We start from the raw sequence: 20,511 nt of genomic DNA, 5'->3' as shown, positions 1-20,511 counted from the left end.
CCGTTTCCTTAAACAGCCTACGAAGAGATGGGTTCAGACTGTCAACGATTGAACCGTTCATGTAAAATCAATTTGAGTCTTGTATCGCCCTAAAATTAATCTCTATCAACGGTTAAGGGGCCATTATATGCTGCGAAAGTTGAGTTATTATTTTGACAATTGATGAATCAATTGACGAGCTTTTAGAAATCGGGTAAGATAGCTTTTATTAATATATGTACTTTAACGCATAAAAGCTTAAAAGTGTAAAAGTTATTTGTTTGACAAGGGGAGAGAACAGCGATGATACAAACAGAGAAAAAGAGAAATCCTTCATTTTTTGAATCGATATTAATGGTTGTTTTAATGTTAGGCGTTATGATATACAGTATCTTTTATTTAAAGGTTGAGCCACATTTGCCATTATTAATAAGTTTGGTTTTATTTTTGATACTCGGCTTTAAAAATAAATATAGCTGGTCCGAGCTTGAAGAAAGTATGATTGATGGCATAAAAATAGGCTTAAAGCCATTGCTTATTTTAGCCATCGTTGGAATGATCATTGCTGTTTGGATGTTGAGTGGTACAGTACCGACTTTGATTTATTACGGACTTCAAATTATTTCACCACAATGGTTTACGATCAGTGCTTTAATGATTTGTATTCTTGTTTCTACTTTTACAGGTAGTTCTTTTACAACGGTTGGTACAATCGGTGTGGCGATGTTTGGGATCGGAACAGCATTAGGTATTCACCCGGCTTTAGTAGCGGGGGCAGTTATATCTGGAGCTTGTTTTGGTGATAAAATGTCGCCATTATCCGATACAACTAATTTTGCGGCAGGTATTGCCGGAATTGATTTATTTGAGCATATTAAACATTTGTGTTGGACGATGATACCGGCATTAATCATTACGGTTTCGATTTATCTTTTGATTGGCAATGGTGAAACTGTCGCAAGTATTGATACGACAAATGCTCTTATGTTAAGTTTGCAACAAGAGTTTAAGATTAGTTGGCTTACTTTATTATCGCCACTCATTGTCGTATTGTTAGCGGCGAAAAAGAAACCAACGATTTTTGTCCTCATGGTTGGTGTTATATCAGGAATACTGACAGCGATTTTTGTTCAAGGGGTTATGAATCCAATTGTTTGGCTTGAGACCTTGCAGTCAGGTTATGCGGCACCGATTGCGAACGAAACAATCGCTGGGATTGTTAATCGAGGTGGGTTACAATCGATGATGTGGTCGATTTCTCTCGTCATGATTGCTCTAGCCCTTGGTGGTGTCATTCAAAAGATTGGGCTTTTAGATAAGTTGTTACAGATGATGATCTCGAAGTTGAAACGTCAAGGAGACGTTATAGCGGCGACAGCATCGACTTCCATTGCGGTTAACACATTAACAGGGGAGCAATATTTAAGTATTCTTATCCCAGGTAAATTATTTCCTGGTTTATATGAAAAGCACAAGTTGCACCGTAAAAACCTTGCCCGAACTTTAGAAGATGCGGGGACATTAGTGAATCCATTAATTCCATGGGGAGTAAGTGGGGCCTTTTTTGCAAGTGTCCTTGGGGTGTCGGTTGTTGAATATTTCCCATATGCTATTTTCCTCTTTATATCTCCTCTATTATCCATTGCTTTTGGGTATTTAGGAATTGGGATTTCTGCTCATAACGAATAAAATTATTATTTTATCAAAAGCTATCGTTACGAGGAGGGATATGATGGAGCGAACATTTTTATCATTTGTCGGAAGCATGATTGCCTTGTATTTTGGTTATAAATACCGTTATCGCTTAATAAATATGCTCTTAAAAAGACGATGGTTAAGAAGGATAGCTGTTGGTTTTGCGATGCAAATCCCGCTGATAAGAGAGCAAATGATGGGTTCTATTTTTTCAACGCCTTCAAAAAGAGTAGATCCTGTTTAAAAGAGTTTCATCCGTCCGCTCATCTCTGGGCGGATTTATTTTTGTTGAATACATAATGAGTAGTAACTGAGAATATGTTTCCCTCATACAAGGGACATTACTGTCATCCTTTTTGGTTGTGCTGATATAATAAAAGAGGGGTGCTGGATTTTGAAAAAAGATCTTGTGACATTTGATCTCGATCAGACTTTGTATGACTTTGACTTCACGTTTGAACAGGCAATGGAGACAAGTTTTTTGAAACAAACTGGACAGGAGCTTATTCCTTTCTCACAATGGTTTCATTGTTTTCAAGAGGAGAATAGGAAGCTTTGGCCAGCCTTTGAGTCGGGGAAACTTGATATACATATATTTAGACAGAAAAGATATTTTAACACGATGGCCTATTTTAAAAGAGAGACAACGATAGAAGAAGCGGAACAATTTCATCAAGACTATTTAATAAACTTTTATGAAAAAATGAGGCCTTTTGAGGGTGTTTTTTCTCTTTTAGACTTTTTGGTTAAAAAGGAATGTAGGCTTGGCCTTATCTCAAATGGTCCAGCAGATACACAGTATGAAAAAATCAAACGATTAGAGCTAGAGAGCTATTTCAATCGCGAAAATATGTTTATTTCGGAAGAGTTAGGTATTGCCAAACCAAATCCGAACATTTTTTATGAATGTGAAAAAAAGCTTGCCCCATTTAATGGATCTAAAATACATGTTGGTGATGCGTGGTCACATGATGTGATAGGTGCAAGGAACGCTGGATGGCAAGCTATTTATTTTAATCATAATGATAAAGGAAGACCGATAACAGAGCTAAATAAGGCGGTTATGGATATCCATCACCTTAATGAACTCGAACAATGGTTTAAAGCAAAATGGAAAGGGTGATGCAATTGGATTCCTTAAGACATGATTACCGGTTTTGGAACCTTGTCCACGACCTTGTTATTCGAAAGAACTGTCAGCTTTTATTTCATAAGGGTGAAGAGGTGTGGCTTGAAGATGATTCCGTTAAACCGACAAGGATTTTTCGGATTGTCCGCAAAGACTTAGACTGGGCCAATCGCTACAAGGAAGAGATGGTAGCAACGGCCAAAAAAATGGAATTGATTCGGAGGGAAAGGCGGCTTAGGGAAGTTCAAGCGGAAAATATTTATGTCACGGTTCTTCCTCCAGTTGATGATTATTCAAGTTTAACTTCGCCATTATATGTTGGCAAAAAGAAAAAAACGGTCGTTCACACTAGCTTTATTTTTCAAGATGAAAAGACGCAGGGAGCCGTTTTATCTGAGCGACTATTGCAGAGCGGCTTTTTGCTAAGCAATCTTCCGGTTGATGGAGAGCTTGAACCAATGCAATTGGATGCAAAAATGGTCGCGTTAAAATATGAGTTAAAGTTGTATGCTGATAAAAAGAAAAAAGAGGAAAAGGAGCTTTTTTCTTTCGGAAAGCCTATGGTTACTTATGCCCTTTTGGTGATGAATGTCTTTATCTTTATTTTAATTGAACTCTATGGTGATAGCGAATCGATTTTAACTTTAGTTGAGGTTGGAGCTAAATATAGTCCGCTTATTTTGGACGGGGAATGGTGGAGAATCATTACCTCTATGTTTATCCATATTGGCTTTTTACATCTTTTAATGAATAGTCTTGCCCTTTATTTTCTAGGGACTTTAGTGGAGAGGATTTATGGCTCTTTTCGATTTGTTTTTATCTATTTTACGGCTGGCGTTATCGGTACACTAGTCAGCTTTTGGATGAATTTATCGATCGGAGCAGGTGCTTCTGGAGCGATTTTTGGCTTATTTGGAGCTTTGCTCTATTTCGGATTAAATTACCGGAAACTATTTTTTCGGACGATGGGTGCGAATGTTTTAATCGTCTTAGCGATTAATCTTGCTTTTGGTTTTCTTATCCCGGTAGTCGATAATAGTGCTCATGTAGGTGGCCTAATAGGTGGATTTCTCGCGGCATACGTTATTCAACTTCCTAAACAAAAGAAGTCAGTTAAACAACTAATAGCCGTAGTGAGTTTATTTATAATGAGCCTCGTTCCGTTTCTTTTTGCTGACGCCCTATTACCAAAAGATGAATTTGATTTATTAGAGGCTCAAATCGCCTATTTATATATAGAAGAGGAAAAATTGTCAGAAGCCTACACCTTTTTAGAAAGACCATACGCACGAGGAACAGATGTAGGCGAAATTTATTTTTATTTGGGTTATTTAAAAATAAAGGATGAAGAGATTTCAGAAGCGAAAGAGCTCTTTGAACAAGCATTAGAAAAAAATCCGAATTTACACCCTGCTTATTTTAATTTGTCTTTAATTGTTGAAGCTGAAGAAGATTATGATCAAGCATTAGAGTATATTCAAAAAGCGATTGAGCTAAACCCAGACCGTGATGAACAGTATATCGAACGTTTAAAAGAGCTTGAAAATCGTTAATTTAGTTTATCATTTGTTTTAGTAAAATTGGGTCGCCTTCTCTTGTACGAAAGGTAATATATACTTCACCTGCCTCTTTCGGAAAGAGGAGGTGAGGAACTGTGCTTCCAAGCGCACTGATTTCCGTGCCATCAGGCTTTTGAATGTTTAATACGTATTCTTTATATAACCCTTCCCACAAACCGCCGAGAAAATCGGTGGTTTTTTCTTTCGGGATGCCAGGAAATCCATCCTCTAAATAAAGGGAGAGATCTGTTAACGGGATAGCAATATAATTTTCCGGGTTAAGGTTAAAATACTTTAGGAGTTCTTGCCGATCATAATGTTGTTTTTGTGTAATGATATAATCGATTGTTCGTTTACTTTCCTTTTCTTCTAATGTTTGTGGCTCCTTAAAGGCATAAATTTTACTAAGGGGAGAATCAATCACATATAATTCATCGTGACTAAGAGCTTGAGCACTTTTGATCAAATCATTTCCTTGATGAAGCTCAGCGTAATGGAAAGTAATCGCTTGATATTGTCCGCTCTCTTCTCCAGTTATCTCTTTTGTTTGCAAAATGGCTTCGGTATTCTCTTTCCAAGTTGATAAAATATCCTTCAAAAATCCATCCTCAAATAATAAAGAGACATCTTGTCTTAAATAGCTCTTTTGGTCAAGCATTGAGTGAGTTTCCCATGTTAACACATATTCCTTTTCATTTTTAACAGAGGATAAATCTAATTCTGTTCTTGTTTCAATGTATCTCGTATTCGGATCAGGCGGAAAATACGTGAGCGTTTCTTTCGGTTTAGGGTCTTGAAAATAAAATATGAGAAAAAGGCTCATGCTAAGAGAGAGAAAAAGGACGATAGGAATTGTGGCAATACGTTTCATGGAGTCCTCCATTTCATGGCGTGTTGCCACATTTATATGTTCGCTTGTCTTGGATTATACCTTAACGTGGCTCGTGAAGCCTGTAAGTGAATAAGAGGAGGGAATAATGTGGTGAAGAGAAAAGTTTCAACGAGTTATACGGAGAATTTAGAGTACTTAAAAAAACAGCTTGGTGTTGAAGAAAGTATGGACACGATCTGCTTAGAGATGAAACATGCAGATCGCCACATGGCCTTTTTTGTTGTCGATGGGTTTGCCAAAGACACGGCTTTAACAGAAATTCAAGAGGAATTATCGAGAACGACTGATAAGGAAATCAAGCTCGATCCGTTAAAAGCTTTGATTCAAAGTCGGATTCCTTATATTGAAATTGATACGGAAAATGATTTGGATAATGTCGTTGACCAAGTCTTAGCTGGTCCGACCGCTTTACTTGTCGAAGGAATTTCTGAAGTTATTATCATTGATACGAGAGAATATCCTGTTCGTGGTCCTGAAGAGCCAGATACCGAGCAGGTCATTCGTGGCTCAAAGGATGGCTTTGTCGAAACGCTAGTCATGAATGCGGCTCTTATTCGGCGGAGAATTAGAGACCGGACTTTTCGCGTTGAGTATGTCCAAGTCGGGCGTCGTTCGAAAACCGATATTACCCTCTGTTATATAGGTGATATTGCTGATCAGGAAATGATTGAGAATATTAAAGATTCTTTAGAAAAAATTGATACAGATGGGTTGCCAATGGCCGATAAAACGATTGAAGAATTTGTCTTTGGCCATCATTATCAGCCGTATCCACTCGTCCGTTATACGGAAAGGCCAGATGTCGCAGCAACTCAGCTTTTTGAAGGTCATGTCGTCATCCTCGTTGATGGTTCTCCGAGTGCGATGGTGGCACCGACCACTTTTTGGCATCACTTGCAACATGCAGAGGAATATAGACAAAAGCCGATTATCGGGGCGGGGCTTCGTTTAGTTCGATTTGTCGCTGTTTGGGCTTCGATTTTTTTAATGCCATTATGGTTTTTACTCGCTGATAATAGTCAATTTGTACCAGGAACTCTGGCTTTTGTAGGTGCCCAGGAAGATGGGACTGTTCCATTATTTGCTCAGTTTTTGGTGGCGGAAATTGGGATTGAAATGCTGAGGATGGCCTCAATTCATACGCCTAATGCGTTAGCAACGGCTTTAGGACTCGTTGCGGCCTTATTAATTGGCGAAGTCGCGATTGAAGTTGGTTTGTTTTCTCCTGAAGTCGTTCTGTATTTAGCGGTCGCGGTCGTTGGTTCATTTGCGACCCCAAGTTATGAATTAAGCTTGGCAAATCGCTCCATTCGAGTGGCTCTCTTAGTGTTAACTGCTCTATTTGGTTTAGGTGGATTTTTATTCGGAACGACCTTATGGATCATCATGCTCGTTCGAATTGAGAAATTTGAGACACCGTATTTTTGGCCATTTATCCCATTTAATGCACGTGCCCTACGAGATGTTGTTTTACGAGCCCCAATGCCACTGAAAAATCGACGACCGACAGCCATTCATCCGAATGATCCTGATAGGTAGGTTAGGACGAATGAGAATGACAAGGAGCAGTGCCGGCCGTCCAAAGCAACTTGGTCAGGGATGATGTGAAAAAAGCACCGTAATTTAACTACGGTGCTCTTCCATGTCGCGTTCGTACCATTCATCTTCAATAAAAATCTGCTCTAAGTCAATGGCTCTTCGTTCGGTAGCAAGAACGAGTCCGAATGGAGTTGGGTAGTTGGGGGTTGTAATCGTAAAACGAATGCCTTTTGAATTGGCAATTTTGACGTATTTAGAATAAGTAGAGTATGGGAGGTGACCGTTTATAAACAGTTGCAAATCTTTTTCTTTTTCCATCGTCTGAATAATTTCATCGTATAATCCGTTTCTTTGTACTTGAGTTAATGTTAACGCGAAAAAAATTCGTTCGGCTATCGTTGTTAAAAAGAGGTTTCGCTCCTCTAATTTTACTTGAGGGGTACCACGCAACGCATAATCCATTTTTTCTTGCACTTTTTCATTCATAAGAATCTTCCTCCTAAATTCAATGATTCCGCTTTTCTTGTCCTTTTTTGCTTATCTATACATATCATATCATAAGAAGAATTTTCTTATGTGTCTGTCAGGTGAAATTGGGCTTAAACGTGCGAACAAGAATTGTAGAAAAAGGGAGGCACTTTTTATGATTGCATTTTCAGTCCTTTTCTTTGTGTTTATATTAGGAGTGACGATTGGTGGTTTATTAGCAGCAGGTAAACATCCACCTTCTTTTTTCCTCTATGGTTTATTTACATTTGCATTTCTAGTAGTTTGTTTTATCGGAATGATTGTTGGATTACTTTTCCCTTCTTTTCTAATTGGGTTTTGGTTTATTGAATTTATCATTTGTGTGCTCGCTTTTCTGTTTATTTGGGCAGCTTGTACGAGGTTTCATCCAAGCTTCGGTTTCTTTTTTGTTCAAGAGAAGGTTGTTTTAAATTTATTGTTTTTCCTTTTCTTCTTTATGGGCTTTGAATGGGGAATCTTTGATTTTCGAGCGTTCTTTACGATTTTTGCTAGTGTGGTTTTTGGGATTGCTTTGTTTATTGGGATTTTTATTCAATGGCAGCTCAGGCAAAAATTTTGGCAGTTTCCGTATGCTGTCTATTTCCCTTGTATCTGGCTATTCATTATCACAGTTATTAAAATTTTTTAAAATAGCTGTTGTAGTATTTTAATAATTCTAATTTTGGTAGAATCCTTTCCGTTCTAAGGCTAGGCTGTTATAATGACTTTGAGGTGAGCAGTATGAAAACGTTTTATGATCTCTTGCAGCTTTTAAAAAAGTTTGGCATTTTTATTTATACTCGCGACCGAAAAATGGACCTTCAACTTATGGAAAAAGAAGTGCATGAACTACATAATTGGGGTATGATTGATACACAAACATTTCAACAAGCATTGCTCATTTTAAGAAAAGAGCTCAGTCAAGTAAAAGAAACAAAATTGTAGAAGGTGGAGTAGCATGACAAATAAGTGGTATGTTGGTGTTGATGTTGGAGGAACAACGATAAAAATGGCTTTTGTTACTGAAAACGGGGAAATTGCTGCGAAATGGGAAATTCCAACAAATACTGAGGAGCAAGGGATCCAAATTCCAAAAGATATTGCCGCAGCGATCCGACTTAATCTTGATCAATTAGGGGAAAGTGAGCAAAAGTTATCTGCAATTGGATTAGGAGCTCCAGGTTTTATTGAAATGGAAACAGGCTTTATTTATAAAGCAGTTAACATTGGATGGACTGACTTTCCATTGAAGGAAATACTGGAAAAAGAAACTGGTCTTCGGGTAACAGTTGATAATGATGCCAATGTGGCCGCTTTGGGTGAAATGTGGAAAGGGGCAGGAGATGGTGCATCTGATTTACTTTGTGTGACACTGGGTACAGGTGTTGGCGGAGGAATTATCTCAAACGGGAAGATCGTGCACGGTGTGAATGGAATGGCTGGAGAAATTGGTCATATTACCGCGATAGCTGATGGCGGCGTCTCTTGTAATTGTGGGAAAACGGGCTGCATTGAGACCATTGCATCTGCGACTGGAATTGCGAGGCTTGCTGAGACTGGCTTGGTCCAACATCCTGAAAGTAAATTACAATCAATTTTAGTAAGTGACGGTGAAGTAACAGCAAAGGATGTATTTGAAGCAGCGGAGGCTGGCGATTCTTTTGCGGCTGAAATTGTTGAGAAGGTTTCCTTTCATTTAGGTTTAGTGGTGGCGAACTTAGCTAATTCAATTAACCCGAAAAAAATTGTGATCGGTGGCGGCGTTTCTAAAGCTGGGGACGGTTTATTAACACCGTTAACAACACAATTTAATCGATTTGCCCTGCCGCGTGTGGCAGAAGGTGCGGAGATTGAAATTGCGACACTTGGTAATGATGCAGGAGTGATCGGGGCGGCGTGGCTTGCGAAAATATCTTCACCATCCCCTCTAAATAAACATACTGTATAATATAAAAGGACAATCTATAAAAGGGTACGAGCAAAATCAAATAGAAAGAAATTTAGCCTGATGAAGGAGAAGAAATCGAATGACAGAATATCGAATTGAACGTGATTTACTTGGAGAAAAGGAAGTTCCAAAGGATGCCTATTATGGAATCCAAACGATGCGAGCTCGTGATAATTTTCCTATCACTGGATACCCGCCACATGAGGAACTAATTAAAGCTTTCGGATACGTAAAAAAAGCAGCGGCGATGGCTAATCGTGATGTAGGAGTTTTGCAGAAAAAAATTGCAGGTGCGGTCATTTTAGCAGCAGAAGAAGTAATCGAAGGAAAACTTTCCGAGCATTTTATCGTTGATTCTATCCAAGGGGGAGCCGGAACTTCTTTTAATATGAATGCTAATGAAGTGATTGCTAACCGTGCAATTGAAGAATTAGGTGGAAAAAAAGGCGAGTATATGAAAGTAAGCCCAAATACACATGTTAATATGGCTCAATCAACAAATGATGCTTTTCCAACCGCGATTCATATCGCATGCTTAAATTTATCAAAAGGCTTAATTCAAACTTTAAATGAGTTAATTGAAGCAGTGAAAAAGAAAGAAGAAGAATTTGACGATGTGTTAAAAATGGGAAGAACGCATTTACAGGATGCCGTTCCAATTCGTCTTGGACAAGAGTTCGGCGCTTATCGTCGCGTTCTTACACGTGACTTGAAACGTATTGAGCGTTCTGTTGGCCACTTGTATGATATTAATATGGGGGCGACTGCTGTTGGAACAGGTTTAAATGCGAAACCGGAGTATATTGAAAAGGTCTCTAAATATCTTGCCGAAATTACTGGGTTTCCATTAAAGACAGCAGAAGATTTAGTGGATGCTACTCAAAATACAGATGCTTATACAGAGCTATCAAGTGCGTTGAAAATTATGGCGATTAACTTATCGAAAATAGCAAATGACTTGCGTCTCATGAGCTCTGGTCCACGCACAGGGTTAAATGAGATTAACTTACCAGCTAGACAACCTGGATCTTCTATTATGCCAGGAAAAGTGAATCCTGTTATGTGTGAAGTAATTAATCAAATTTCTTTCCAAGTGATCGGAAATGACCATACGATTAGCCTTGCTTCCGAAGCAGGACAGCTTGAGCTAAACGTGATGGAGCCAGTTCTTGTCTTTAACTTATTACAATCATTTACGATTCTTCAAAACGGAATGGACGTTTTCCGTAAATTTGCGATTGACGGCATTACCGCTAATATCGAACATTGCCGTGAAATGGTTGAGCACAGTGTAGGGATTATCACAGCGATTAATCCTCATGTTGGTTATGAAGTCGCTTCACGAGTGGCAAAAGAAGCGATTGAAACGGGTCGCTCTGTTCGTGAAATTTGTTTAGAACGCGGCATTTTATCGGAAGAAGAATTAAATGAAATTTTGGATCCGAAAGAAATGACCAATCCTGGAATTGCAGGAGCACGTTTTATTTACGGGTAATATCGCTCCATAAAGATGGGACTGTCCCATAAAGTCGTCAAAAGACCTTATGTGGATAGTCCTTTTTAGTCCTTTTTGTGTTTTCAAAACCTGTTCTTCTCATTACACTCTTTTAAAAAACTGTCTAAAAATAATTCATTGTATTCAAACGGGACATATATTAGATATTCGGCTTACAAAAATACCCAAAATTAGTCAATTATAAAATTTAACTAATCATTTAGTCTTATCAATTGTATAGTCTATATGAACGTAGGATAATAGGTTCAATGAAATGGAACGAAGGTGATGTCAATTGAAGTTTATCAAGACATTTCTTCTTTTAGTCTTATTATCAGGTTGTACGATTTATCATAGTCAACCATTACCTGAAGCTTATAACGAACTGAGAGAAAAACAGCAAGTGACAGATCGTCATTGGGAAGGGTCTGTCATCATTCCTTATCAATCTAGTTATCCTTTTTATTATGTCATAGGTTGGCTTGATTCAAAAACAATTTTAATCATGGAAGAATTTGAGGGTAGATCCATAATGAGTCAATATCATCTATTTAGTAGTGAGAAGGACATCTTTTATGAAACTCCACACATCGTTCATGATGTTCATATAAATTCAAATCAGTCAATTATCGCCATTCAAGAGTTTAATCAAGAGAATCAATCGGCTGATCTTTTATTTTTAGAACGGTCTGGAGAATTGTTAATGAAGTTAGAGGGATTTGGTGAACAATACAATGTTTATTTCCATCCAGATAATCAAAACGAAGTCATCGTGACTGCTTTTTTGCCGGACTGGCAACATGAATCCTATTATCTAGATATTTGGACAAATGAATTGTTGCCAATCACAATTGAAGAAGCGTATGTTCAATGGTTACCTGATGCTCAGTTAGCTTATATAAAAAGGGGAACAGACGATATGAATGTGGTTGCTCCATTATATCGTTATTCGATTAAAGAAAATAAAGAAGAATATACGAATCAAGATTTGATTGAGTATCAATATTTAGGAAATTCGCTGTCTTTGCACATTGACGCAGAGACGATTTATGAGGAGAATTCGGTGTATTCCTTTTATCAGGATTCCATGCATATAATGGATTTAGAAATACCTATTTTGAGTACCCATTCAAATCAGTGGTGGATTCCGTTTTTTGATTATGGGAAAGAGACGAACTTTTTTTATTATTTCAAGCCTAAATATAGTAGTGATTATTATAGCTATAATCAACGGTTTGAGTTAAGACAATTATCGCTTGAAACCGGTGAAGACAAGTTTTTAGTGGAATGGCAGGAAAATGTCCCATTTCAATTGTCACCAGATGAAAACTTTTTGCTCATTGGTACACAATTCGAACAAATTCTACGCTTGGATGATCTTGAGATATCAGCAAGTATTGAATAGTCTTTCACTTGATTTTTACTGGGCATCTGTCATAATGAAGGATAAATAATTTTATATTTTACGAGAAAACTAGGGGTGCTTATCTTGAATAAGCTGAGAAAAAGGTGGTTCCTTTTACCCTTTTAACCTGATCTGGATCATACCAGCGTAGGGAAGTTGATGCTTGTTATGATTTTGTCTGAGTAACCGCGCTTCTTTCCTATTGAATGAAGTGTGGTTTTTTATATTTGTTAAAAACGTAGGAGTGATAAAACATGAAAGACTTTCGTTTATATGCGATTACTGGAGAAGAATTTCACACAGGAAGAGACTTAATCGAAGTAATGGAAAAGGCTATTCTAGGTGGGGTGGATATCATCCAGTTAAGGGATAAAGAGAGTTCAAGAAAAGTTGTATTCGAAAAAGCAAAGAAATTACGTGAATTGACGAAAAAACATCATGTGACATTTATTGTGAATGATTATATTGATATTGCCTTAGCGGTAGATGCGGATGGAGTTCATATTGGGCAAGATGATATGCCACTTGCAGAAGTACGAAAGCTTGTTGGGCCAGATAAAATGATTGGGGTTTCCACACATGCCCTAAAAGAGGCGAGAGAGGCAGAAGCTGGTGGAGCTGATTATATTGGCGTTGGACCGATTTTTCCAACGAACAGTAAAAAGGATGTCGTCGATCCAGTTACGACTTCATACATTCAAGAAGTGAAGGAGGTTGTGGAAATTCCTTTTGTTGCGATTGGCGGAATCAAACTTCATAATGTTGAACAAGTAATTGAAGCTGGAGCGACAAGGGTTTGTATGATTAGTGAAATTGTAGGGGCTGAGGATGTCAAAGGAACAGCAGAGAAATTTATTAAAATCCTTGACGGAGTGTGATTGAAGTGGAATTAACGATTAATGGTAAAAAGCACGAATTAAATGTCATGACGTTAGAAGAGGTCGTTTCTCATTTTGAACTTGAATCCCATCTTGTCGTGACTGAAGTGAATGGCAAAATTATCGAACGGGATGAGTGGGCAAAAACAAAGGTTGAAGCCGGCACGGAAATTGAGCTTGTCCACTTTGTTGGAGGCGGTTGAACAGATGAAACGAAAAGCATTAGAAATAGCAGGGAAACAATTGAATTCACGCTTCTTTTTAGGGACAGGAAGGTATCCAAATCCGTTTGTTCAAAATGAGGCGATTCGTGTATCAGAAGCCGAGGTGTTGACATTTGCGATTCGACGCGTGAATTTAGACGCTCCCGCAGAGGACGCGATTCTACAACATCTTGAGCCTGGAGCGTTTACGTATTTACCGAACACATCAGGGGCCACGAATGCAGATGAGGCGATTCGGATTGCTCGATTAGCAAAGGCATCAGGCATTAGTAATTGGATTAAAATCGAAATAAGTGCCAATGAAAAGACGCTATTACCTGATCCAATTGAAACGTTAAAAGCGACGGAAGTTTTGGCGAACGAAGGATTTGTTGTCTTGCCATATACATCGGATGATCCTATTCTTTGTAAAAGGCTTGAAGAAGTAGGTGCAGCTGCCGTTATGCCAGGTGGGGCTCCGATTGGTTCAGGCTTAGGTGTCCTTAATCCGTATAACATCGGGTTAATAGCCGAAGAGAGTAATGTTCCGATTATCGTTGACGCTGGCTTAGGTAGTACGATGGATATTACACAGGCGATGGAATTGGGAGTTGATGGGATTTTGATGAATACTCCTGTTGCGAAAGCAAAGGATCCAGTCAAAATGGCCAAAGCGATGAAGTTGGCTATTGAAGCAGGTCGTCTATCATTTGAAGCAGGTCGTATTCCCAAAAAGAAATATGCGACAGCAAGTAGTGGATTTGCTGAATTTCAATTGTAGTGCTTAAAAAGGAACAAAAGTAAAAAATCCTTGATTTAAGGAACTGTTCGTGAAGAAAATAAGTTCACAGATAGACTATATCACAATGAGGTCTTTAGGGGCGTGTAGACAATGGGGAAAGAAATAATGGTTCTTGGTGGAGGCGTCATTGGATTATCTGCCGCTTTCGAATTAAAAAAACGAGGATTTCATGTAACGGTTTTAGAGAAAAATAAATGCGGTGGACAAGCATCTGGAGCAGCAGCAGGGATGCTTGCTCCTCTTTCAGAAATTGGCGAAGATCCGGATGACTTTTTTAAGTTGAGTTTAGAAAGTTTGCGTTTATTTGCAGACTGGCAGAATGAGATAAAAAAAGTTTCCGATGAAGACTTTGAATATAAAGAAAGTGGTAGCTTACACGTTGTCTATCATGAGGCTGATCTTCTAGCGCTTCAAACTCGCCTCGCTTGGCAAAGTCAATGGGGGGTAACTGCTCGGCTTTTATCGGCCGAGCAAGTGAAAGAGAAAGAACCAGAGTTATCGGATCAAATTATCGCTGCAATGTACTATCCAGAAGAGAGCCATGTCTATGCACCTGGCTATGTGAAAGCATTGGAGACAGCATGTAGACAATTAGGTGTTGAGATTTATGAAAACCTAGGCCAAGTAGAGCTTATTGAAGTAAATAATAATGTTTTATTAAAAAGTGGTCAGGGTCAACAGTTTGAAGGTGATGAACTTGTTATTTGTTCAGGAGCATGGGCAAAGGAATTAGAAGACTTTTTTGCCCTTTCGATTCCGATTTACCCAATTAGAGGACAAATTTGTGCCTATGAATTGGATCAGAAGCGAATCGGTCACATCGTTTATTCGAGCCAAGGGTATGTCGTACCTAAAGCGAATGGAACCCTTGTCAATGGTGCCTCTGAAGATATTGCTGGTTTTCAAACCGATGTAACAGAAAAAGGAATTGCTCGTTTAACAAATTGGAATCATCACATCTTTCCGTTTCTAAAAGAACTTAAACCATTTCATACTTGGGCAGGGTTACGTCCAGCCACTCAGGATGGTTACCCATTTATTGGCCAATTAAAACAAGCGAGAAATGTAATTTTTGCGGCGGGGCATTACCGTAATGGAATATTATTAAGCCCAATTACAGCTAAAATCGTTGGCGATTTAGTGGGAGGAAAGCCAACACTTGTTCCAATCGACCGATTTTCCCCAGAAAGATTTTCTTAGTGCATGGAGGTAAAAAAATGCCAATAGCGAAAACATTAACGATTGCAGGCTCTGATAGTAGTGGTGGGGCAGGCATACAAGCTGATTTAAAAACGTTTCAAGAGCTTGAGACATTTGGGATGAGTGCTATAACAGCCATAACAGCCCAAAATACATTAGGAGTACACGGTGTTTATCCACAATCTACTGAGGCGATTGAAGCTCAGCTAGATGCCGTTTTATCTGATATCGGAGCAGATGGAGTCAAAACAGGAATGTTGTTTTCAGCTGAAATTATTGAACTTGTTGCTAAAAAAGTGAAAGAATATCAGTTAAAAAACATCGTAGTTGATCCTGTGATGATTGCTAAAGGTGGAGCGACCTTGTTACAACAAGAGGCGATAGATGCGTTAAAAGAAAAGCTCTTACCAGTAGCAACTGTTATTACGCCTAATTTACCAGAAGCGCAGGCTATCTTAGAGTTAGAAAAAGAAATTACAAACATTGAAGAAATGGAAGAAGTTGCGAAAGCACTTTATGAACTAGGACCAGAGTATATTTTATTAAAGGGTGGTCATTTAACGGAAGGCCCAGCACTTGATTTATTATATGATGGAAAAGAAATGACCAAATATCATGTGGAACGCATCGATACAAAGCATACTCATGGGACAGGTTGTACGTTTGCCGCTGCAATTGCCGCCGAACTCGCCAAAGGAGCAGAGATTAAAGAAGCGGTTCAAGTGGCAAAAGACTTTATTACAGCCGCAATCTCGGATTCCATTCAGCTAGGATCAGGCATTGGACCAACAAACCATCATGCTTATCAACGCTCAAAGCGAAAGTAATAACATTGTTTCATTTTTAGATAGTATCGTTATAAAAGTGTTTTTGAGCGACGGTTGCCCGTCGCTCCTTTTCATTTACTTTATGTTCCTATTTGTTACAGGTCTAAGCGATGCTTTTGATCAAGGTTTAAGGTATAATGAGCGTTGTGAGAACTAGTTTATATGAGGAGAGACAAAAAATGTTGGAAGGAAACAAAGCGTTATATATTTTACCAGGAATTTTAATCGTCTTAATGATTGTTGGGGGCATGTTTTTTCTAAATGATAATGAAGGAGTAACAAACGAAGAATTAATAGATGAAATCGAATTGAACGTTGAGATTCATCAAAGTGATGAGAGTGTAAAGGTTAGAGCTCATTGGGATTGGACGGTTGCTCCAGCTGATGGTTTAAATGGAGATGATTATCTCGGGATGGTTTTTTATAATGAATCTGGTGAGGTTGTAGAAGACTTTTCGGTCGTTGAGAGTGAGTTGCAGTTGTTTCATTCTGATGAAGTGATTGAGCAATCACATGCAATCGAAGGAGAAAATGGGCTTATTTTTACATTTACGAATCAACTGGATGAGCATATTAGTTATGGGAACTTAGGAGAAGCTGTTGTAACAATAGAGTCTGATGAGGTTGTTTTTGCAGAAGTATTTTTATTACATACATGGGTGAACCATTCACCACTTGTTTCAGCAGATGCGACTTTTGAAATGGTCGAGTTTGAACGAGGATCAGGAATTCCATATTGGGTTTTAAATGTAAGTACAGGGGAATGAGAGTAAGGAGTGGGATATAAAAGATGGCTGTTATTAGAGGATTGTCCTTTCAAGCAGGGATTTTCTTTATCGGTCAAGAGCATGTTGCCTGTGCTTATCATCATAAAGGAAAACTCCAAAAGTGGATTAAGCCATTAAGCATTAAAACGATGTGTATGATGATTTATCAAGTGACAGCTACTTTACCGATATGGCTTAAACTTTTTTCGACCGTTTATCTGGCTTTGATTTTGGGACCAAAATTGATTCAAGTCGTATACCCACTCGCTTTTAATGGATTGCCTTTTTATTTTTTGATTTATTTTATGTTTGGTACTCACTTTATTTTTCCAAGAGAATTAAAAAAATACCATGGAGCTGAGCATAAAGTTTTTAGTGATCGAGGAAGGAAAATTAGGGCTCGAATAGCGAGAATTAAAAAAGCGCAGATTACGAATCGAAATTGTTCGACAAATGCGGTTGTTATTTATTTTTTGGCAGTCCTTTTATTAACGATGATCTTTAGTCTATTTAATAACGTATCTTTTTCATCAAGTATTATGTATGCTTCTTATGGTGCTGTACTAGTGGTCCCACTTGTGATTTGGTTAATGAAGATGAAAAAGATGAAGCGACTAAGAAAATTTGTTTTAGGAATCTCTTATTGGTTGCAGCGAAAATGGACGACTGAAGAGCCAGAACGAATGCACTTAATCGCGGCAATTGAATCGTACAGGCTATTGGCATTAGAAGAGTTTCCAGAACACTTTGAGTTGAAAAGAGTAAAATCTAAAGTAGAGGAGAGAAAGCAATTGGCTATTGTAGATGTAACGGTTGTACCGATTGGAACAGATAATCCGAGTGTGAGTGAGTATGTAAGTGAAATTCAAAAGGTGTTGCAAACATATGAAGGCAAAATTACTTTTCAATTAACCCCGATGAGTACTTTGATTGAAGGAGAGTTGCCTGTATTGTTTGAAGTGATTCAAGCGATTCATGAAGTTCCATTTGAAAAAGGCTGCTCCCGTGTCGCAACAAATATCCGTATTGATGATCGAAGAGACAAAGCAACAACTTTAAAAGGAAAGTTAGAATCTGTTGCAAGAGAGTTAGAAAAATAGTAAATAGAAAACCTAACAGATGGCCCCCATTGTTAGGTTTTTCTCACTTCTAGGCGAACGCCTTCCGTTTTTGGTGTCTAACTGCAGGCGTTAGAAGCTCGAGAAAAATCGGTCTGCCTATAAAGTCAAAAAGCGACTTTTTAGTCAGCCCTGTATTTTTTCTCGCTTCTGGGCGAACGCCTTCCGTTTTTGGTGTCTACATCGTTTTTATCATAGTTACATGGGGGATTCCGGCATCTAAAAATTGTCCTGAAACGGTTTCGAATCCTAATTTTTGATAAAAAGGTTCAGCTTGTATTTGGGCATTTAATTTCGCTTTAGTGAGCTTGCGTTCTTTGATTTCATCTAATAGCACATTCATTAATTCATAACCAATACCTGTGCCTCTAGCTGTTTGCACAATGCAAACACGTTCAATTTTTCCGGAACCATCTACTTCGCGCAGACGTGCAGCACCAATCGCTTCATGTTCTTCATTATAAACGACAAAATGAGTAGCTTCATCTTCGTATTGGTCAATTTCTTCTTCGATAGGGACATTCTGTTCTCCTACAAACACTTCTTTACGAACTCGATAGGCGTCCTCTAGTTGTTTTTTTGAGTTTACTTTTTCTATATTCATTTTGTGATAACCTCCACTATCTAGTTGCTTGTCATTTATCTTCATTATTCAAAAGGCAAAAGTTTCTTTAAGCCATACTCTAAATCTTTTTGCCAATAAGTCCACGTATGATCACCGTCAAATTCACCATATGTATAATCGATTTTAAGCATTTCTAACGCTTCTTTTAATTGTCGGTTCGGTTCAAGGAAGTTGAGCACTTGACCATCCGACGTTTTGACCGCGGTTTCTTTTTGACCAATCATATGGTAAATAGCCAGACCATCAATCGTGTTCGCATTTGAAACAGCCTGTAATACCGTCTCATTTACTAATGGTGAATGCATCATCACTTGACCAAAAGTAGACGGGTATTTTAAAGCAGCCATTAGAGATACCGTGCCAGCTAAAGAATCGCCAGCTAAAGTACGGCTGCTTGCTAGTGAGTGAAGAGGGAATTTATCTTCAAGAAACGGCATTAATTCATCGACTAAAAATCGTAAGTAAGAAGCAAACTTTTCTTCATCGGGATGATACCTTTTGCGACGTTCTTTGACAGAAGGGTATGGAACCCCAACAATAATGACTTCACGTAATTCCACTTCTTCAATTAAAGTGTCGACTTGCCTTGGAATTCGACCTAGTTGAAAGTAATCCTGTCCATCTTGACAGATTAACAAATCATAACTTTTCATTGGGGTAAAATTCGATGGAGTGTAAATCATCAGTTTTTGTTCTTCGTTTAGAAACTGGCTATTAATCGTTGCTTCAGATAAATCTCCGTTTAATTGATTCGCCATGTTGTCACCTGCACTTTCAGCAAACTTTTCTTTATTTTATCATATATTTAGAGAGGATTAAGCAATGGTGCTCAAAATCAGGTTATATATAAACAGAAAAGTGAATCGCCAAACTTTGGGCAGTGAATTAGATATATGGTAAACTAAATCTAAGGAAAAGGTTTTGTTTGCCCATATTCTTAGAGAGAATCAAGGAGGTCCGTTATGAAAAAGCCAGTCCAGTGTGATGTTGTTGAATATTCAGCAAGAAAAAAATTAGAGGAGCGAGGTGTCTCAATTGAAGACATCGCTAAGATTGTTTATGAAATGCAAGTTCCTTATAACCCAAATTTAACGATTGAAGACTGTTATGAAAGTACCAATGCTGTATTATTAAAAAGAGAAATTCAACACGCTATTTTAGTTGGTGTGGAACTTGATCAATTAGCTGAGGAGAAAAAGCTTTCCGAACCACTCCAATCGTTAATTGATTCAGATGAGGGCTTATTTGGTGTAGATGAAACGATTGCTTTGGGCTCTGTTTTTGGATTTGGGAGTATTGCGGTGACAACTTTTGGTTATTTAGATAAACAAAAGGTTGGGATTATTCATGAACTCGACAATCGAAAAGAACAAGTACATACGTTTCTTGATGATTTAGTCGCGAGTATTGCCGCAAGTGCTTCCGCAAGACTTGCTCATCGTCAAAGAGATATAGAGGAAAATAGACGTTTAGAAGATATAAAAAAGCGTGAAAATGAAGAATTGATTGGTTAAGTGAATTTTTCAACTAGACGATTGTATTTAACTAGTAAAAAAGGGAATCATATGTTAATAAATAGGAAATGAAGGTAAGGGATTCGAATGGAAGCACAAGCACCTAAATGGATTTATTATCGTCAATTATTTCGCTCTAAATTTCAAGCCAGTTGTATTAAAGCAAAAATTGAAGACAACTGGCATAATGGGTACGAAATCGGTCCGGTCGTTGAAGTTAGAAAATTAAAAACGAATAAATATGTCGTGCGTTACACGTATGATGAATGATGTGAATAAAAAGAACAATAGAGTTAGCTCTGGAAGAGGAAACAGCTTCTAAAGTCGAGGTAAGGAGACTTTAGAGGCTGTTTTTGGTGGGTTCTATTACTTAAAGAAACAATTAGTGAGCACTGATAGCCAACATAATAGAGGCAAGGTTCGCTCAAT

General features: G+C 38.2%; 23 protein-coding genes, 1 pseudogene and 1 riboswitch. Of the genes and pseudogenes, 20 read left to right on the top strand and 4 right to left on the bottom strand.

The features are described 5' to 3' along the window. Positions 1-282 precede the first annotated feature (282 nt). The 4 genes from nhaC (at position 283) to BALCAV_RS13045 (ending at position 4,356) form a co-directional block, all read left to right on the top strand. A complete protein-coding gene (nhaC, locus tag BALCAV_RS13060; protein WP_003321641.1) occupies positions 283-1,668 on the top strand; it encodes a Na+/H+ antiporter NhaC in 1,386 nt (461 codons plus the stop codon). A 43-nt stretch (positions 1,669-1,711) separates the two neighbouring features. Then, positions 1,712-1,918 (top strand): hypothetical protein, encoded by a 207-nt coding sequence (locus BALCAV_RS13055; protein WP_003321640.1) that lies wholly within the window; start codon positions 1,712-1,714, stop codon positions 1,916-1,918. 150 nt (positions 1,919-2,068) lie between these two features. Continuing rightward, entirely contained in the window at positions 2,069-2,797 is a 729-nt protein-coding gene (locus BALCAV_RS13050) for an HAD family hydrolase (RefSeq protein ID WP_003321639.1), read from the top strand. A gap of 5 nt (positions 2,798-2,802) precedes the next feature. Next, entirely contained in the window at positions 2,803-4,356 is a 1,554-nt protein-coding gene (locus BALCAV_RS13045; protein WP_160173415.1) for a rhomboid family intramembrane serine protease, read from the top strand. A gap of 1 nt (position 4,357) precedes the next feature. Here BALCAV_RS13045 and BALCAV_RS13040 read toward each other — a convergent pair whose 3' ends face one another. Continuing rightward, positions 4,358-5,233 (bottom strand): hypothetical protein, encoded by an 876-nt coding sequence (locus tag BALCAV_RS13040; RefSeq protein ID WP_003321637.1) that lies wholly within the window; start codon positions 5,231-5,233, stop codon positions 4,358-4,360. Positions 5,234-5,341: 108 nt separating this feature from the next. Between BALCAV_RS13040 and BALCAV_RS13035 the strand changes: the two genes are divergently transcribed. Beyond that, positions 5,342-6,793, top strand: a complete 1,452-nt coding sequence (locus BALCAV_RS13035) for a spore germination protein (RefSeq protein ID WP_003321636.1) — start codon at positions 5,342-5,344, stop codon at positions 6,791-6,793. 84 nt (positions 6,794-6,877) lie between these two features. Here the strand turns inward: BALCAV_RS13035 and BALCAV_RS13030 are convergent, their stop codons facing one another. Beyond that, positions 6,878-7,279: a YueI family protein gene (locus BALCAV_RS13030; RefSeq protein ID WP_003321634.1), complete on the bottom strand. Its 402-nt coding sequence runs from the start codon at positions 7,277-7,279 to the stop codon at positions 6,878-6,880. 157 nt (positions 7,280-7,436) lie between these two features. Between BALCAV_RS13030 and BALCAV_RS13025 the strand changes: the two genes are divergently transcribed. The 13 genes and pseudogenes from BALCAV_RS13025 (at position 7,437) to BALCAV_RS23270 (ending at position 17,925) form a co-directional block, all read left to right on the top strand. Continuing rightward, entirely contained in the window at positions 7,437-7,949 is a 513-nt protein-coding gene (locus BALCAV_RS13025; RefSeq protein ID WP_003321633.1) for a hypothetical protein, read from the top strand. Between the two features lie 92 nt (positions 7,950-8,041). Continuing rightward, positions 8,042-8,245, top strand: coding sequence for a YqgQ family protein (locus BALCAV_RS13020; protein ID WP_003321632.1), 204 nt, complete (start codon positions 8,042-8,044; stop codon positions 8,243-8,245). Between the two features lie 13 nt (positions 8,246-8,258). Further along, entirely contained in the window at positions 8,259-9,248 is a 990-nt protein-coding gene (locus BALCAV_RS13015) for an ROK family glucokinase (RefSeq protein WP_003321631.1), read from the top strand. A gap of 79 nt (positions 9,249-9,327) precedes the next feature. After that, on the top strand, positions 9,328-10,743 hold the full coding sequence (aspA, locus tag BALCAV_RS13010; RefSeq protein WP_003321630.1) for an aspartate ammonia-lyase: 1,416 nt from the start codon (positions 9,328-9,330) through the stop codon (positions 10,741-10,743). A 295-nt stretch (positions 10,744-11,038) separates the two neighbouring features. Then, positions 11,039-12,148 carry a YqgU-like beta propeller domain-containing protein gene (locus tag BALCAV_RS13005; protein WP_003321629.1) on the top strand — a complete coding sequence of 370 codons (1,110 nt, stop codon included), beginning with the start codon at positions 11,039-11,041 and terminating at the stop codon, positions 12,146-12,148. A 61-nt stretch (positions 12,149-12,209) separates the two neighbouring features. Continuing rightward, positions 12,210-12,319, top strand: a riboswitch (TPP riboswitch). A gap of 83 nt (positions 12,320-12,402) precedes the next feature. After that, positions 12,403-13,026 (top strand): thiamine phosphate synthase, encoded by a 624-nt coding sequence (thiE, locus tag BALCAV_RS13000; protein WP_003321628.1) that lies wholly within the window; start codon positions 12,403-12,405, stop codon positions 13,024-13,026. A 5-nt stretch (positions 13,027-13,031) separates the two neighbouring features. Further along, positions 13,032-13,229, top strand: a complete 198-nt coding sequence (thiS, locus tag BALCAV_RS12995; protein ID WP_003321626.1) for a sulfur carrier protein ThiS — start codon at positions 13,032-13,034, stop codon at positions 13,227-13,229. 4 nt (positions 13,230-13,233) lie between these two features. Further along, the gene (locus tag BALCAV_RS12990) at positions 13,234-14,010 is read left to right on the top strand and encodes a thiazole synthase (protein WP_003321625.1); all 777 of its coding nucleotides are present in this window, start codon (positions 13,234-13,236) and stop codon (positions 14,008-14,010) included. A 111-nt stretch (positions 14,011-14,121) separates the two neighbouring features. Next, complete coding sequence (gene thiO, locus BALCAV_RS12985; RefSeq protein ID WP_003321623.1) at positions 14,122-15,231, top strand: glycine oxidase ThiO; 1,110 nt, start codon at positions 14,122-14,124, stop codon at positions 15,229-15,231. Positions 15,232-15,248: 17 nt separating this feature from the next. Beyond that, positions 15,249-16,058, top strand: coding sequence for a bifunctional hydroxymethylpyrimidine kinase/phosphomethylpyrimidine kinase (gene thiD, locus BALCAV_RS12980; RefSeq protein WP_003321622.1), 810 nt, complete (start codon positions 15,249-15,251; stop codon positions 16,056-16,058). 179 nt (positions 16,059-16,237) lie between these two features. Beyond that, the gene (locus BALCAV_RS12975; RefSeq protein ID WP_003321621.1) at positions 16,238-16,825 is read left to right on the top strand and encodes a hypothetical protein; all 588 of its coding nucleotides are present in this window, start codon (positions 16,238-16,240) and stop codon (positions 16,823-16,825) included. A 23-nt stretch (positions 16,826-16,848) separates the two neighbouring features. Further along, a pseudogene (locus tag BALCAV_RS23275) lies at positions 16,849-17,529 on the top strand (DUF1385 domain-containing protein); the annotation flags it as partial. An 87-nt stretch (positions 17,530-17,616) separates the two neighbouring features. Further along, positions 17,617-17,925, top strand: coding sequence for an MTH1187 family thiamine-binding protein (locus tag BALCAV_RS23270; protein WP_003321620.1), 309 nt, complete (start codon positions 17,617-17,619; stop codon positions 17,923-17,925). Positions 17,926-18,121: 196 nt separating this feature from the next. Here BALCAV_RS23270 and BALCAV_RS12965 read toward each other — a convergent pair whose 3' ends face one another. Together BALCAV_RS12965 and BALCAV_RS12960 are read right to left on the bottom strand one after the other, a co-directional pair. Next, positions 18,122-18,547 (bottom strand): GNAT family N-acetyltransferase, encoded by a 426-nt coding sequence (locus BALCAV_RS12965; RefSeq protein ID WP_003323955.1) that lies wholly within the window; start codon positions 18,545-18,547, stop codon positions 18,122-18,124. A gap of 44 nt (positions 18,548-18,591) precedes the next feature. Beyond that, on the bottom strand, positions 18,592-19,326 hold the full coding sequence (locus BALCAV_RS12960) for an alpha/beta hydrolase (RefSeq protein WP_003323953.1): 735 nt from the start codon (positions 19,324-19,326) through the stop codon (positions 18,592-18,594). Positions 19,327-19,530: 204 nt separating this feature from the next. Here BALCAV_RS12960 and BALCAV_RS12955 point away from each other — a divergent pair, with 204 nt between their 5' ends. Both BALCAV_RS12955 and BALCAV_RS12950 read left to right on the top strand, forming a co-directional pair. Beyond that, a complete protein-coding gene (locus BALCAV_RS12955; protein ID WP_003323952.1) occupies positions 19,531-20,082 on the top strand; it encodes a phosphatidylglycerophosphatase A family protein in 552 nt (183 codons plus the stop codon). 87 nt (positions 20,083-20,169) lie between these two features. Then, positions 20,170-20,352, top strand: coding sequence for a hypothetical protein (locus BALCAV_RS12950; RefSeq protein WP_003323951.1), 183 nt, complete (start codon positions 20,170-20,172; stop codon positions 20,350-20,352). The last annotated feature ends 159 nt before the right edge of the window (positions 20,353-20,511 follow it).

Source organism: Alkalihalobacillus alcalophilus ATCC 27647 = CGMCC 1.3604 (assembly GCF_000292245.2).
In the GTDB taxonomy this organism is placed as follows: Bacteria; Bacillota; Bacilli; order Bacillales; family Bacillaceae_D; genus Alkalihalobacillus; species Alkalihalobacillus alcalophilus.
The sequence above is the reverse complement of the archived record's forward strand: the minus strand, read 5'-3'. Positions and strand labels throughout refer to the sequence as shown.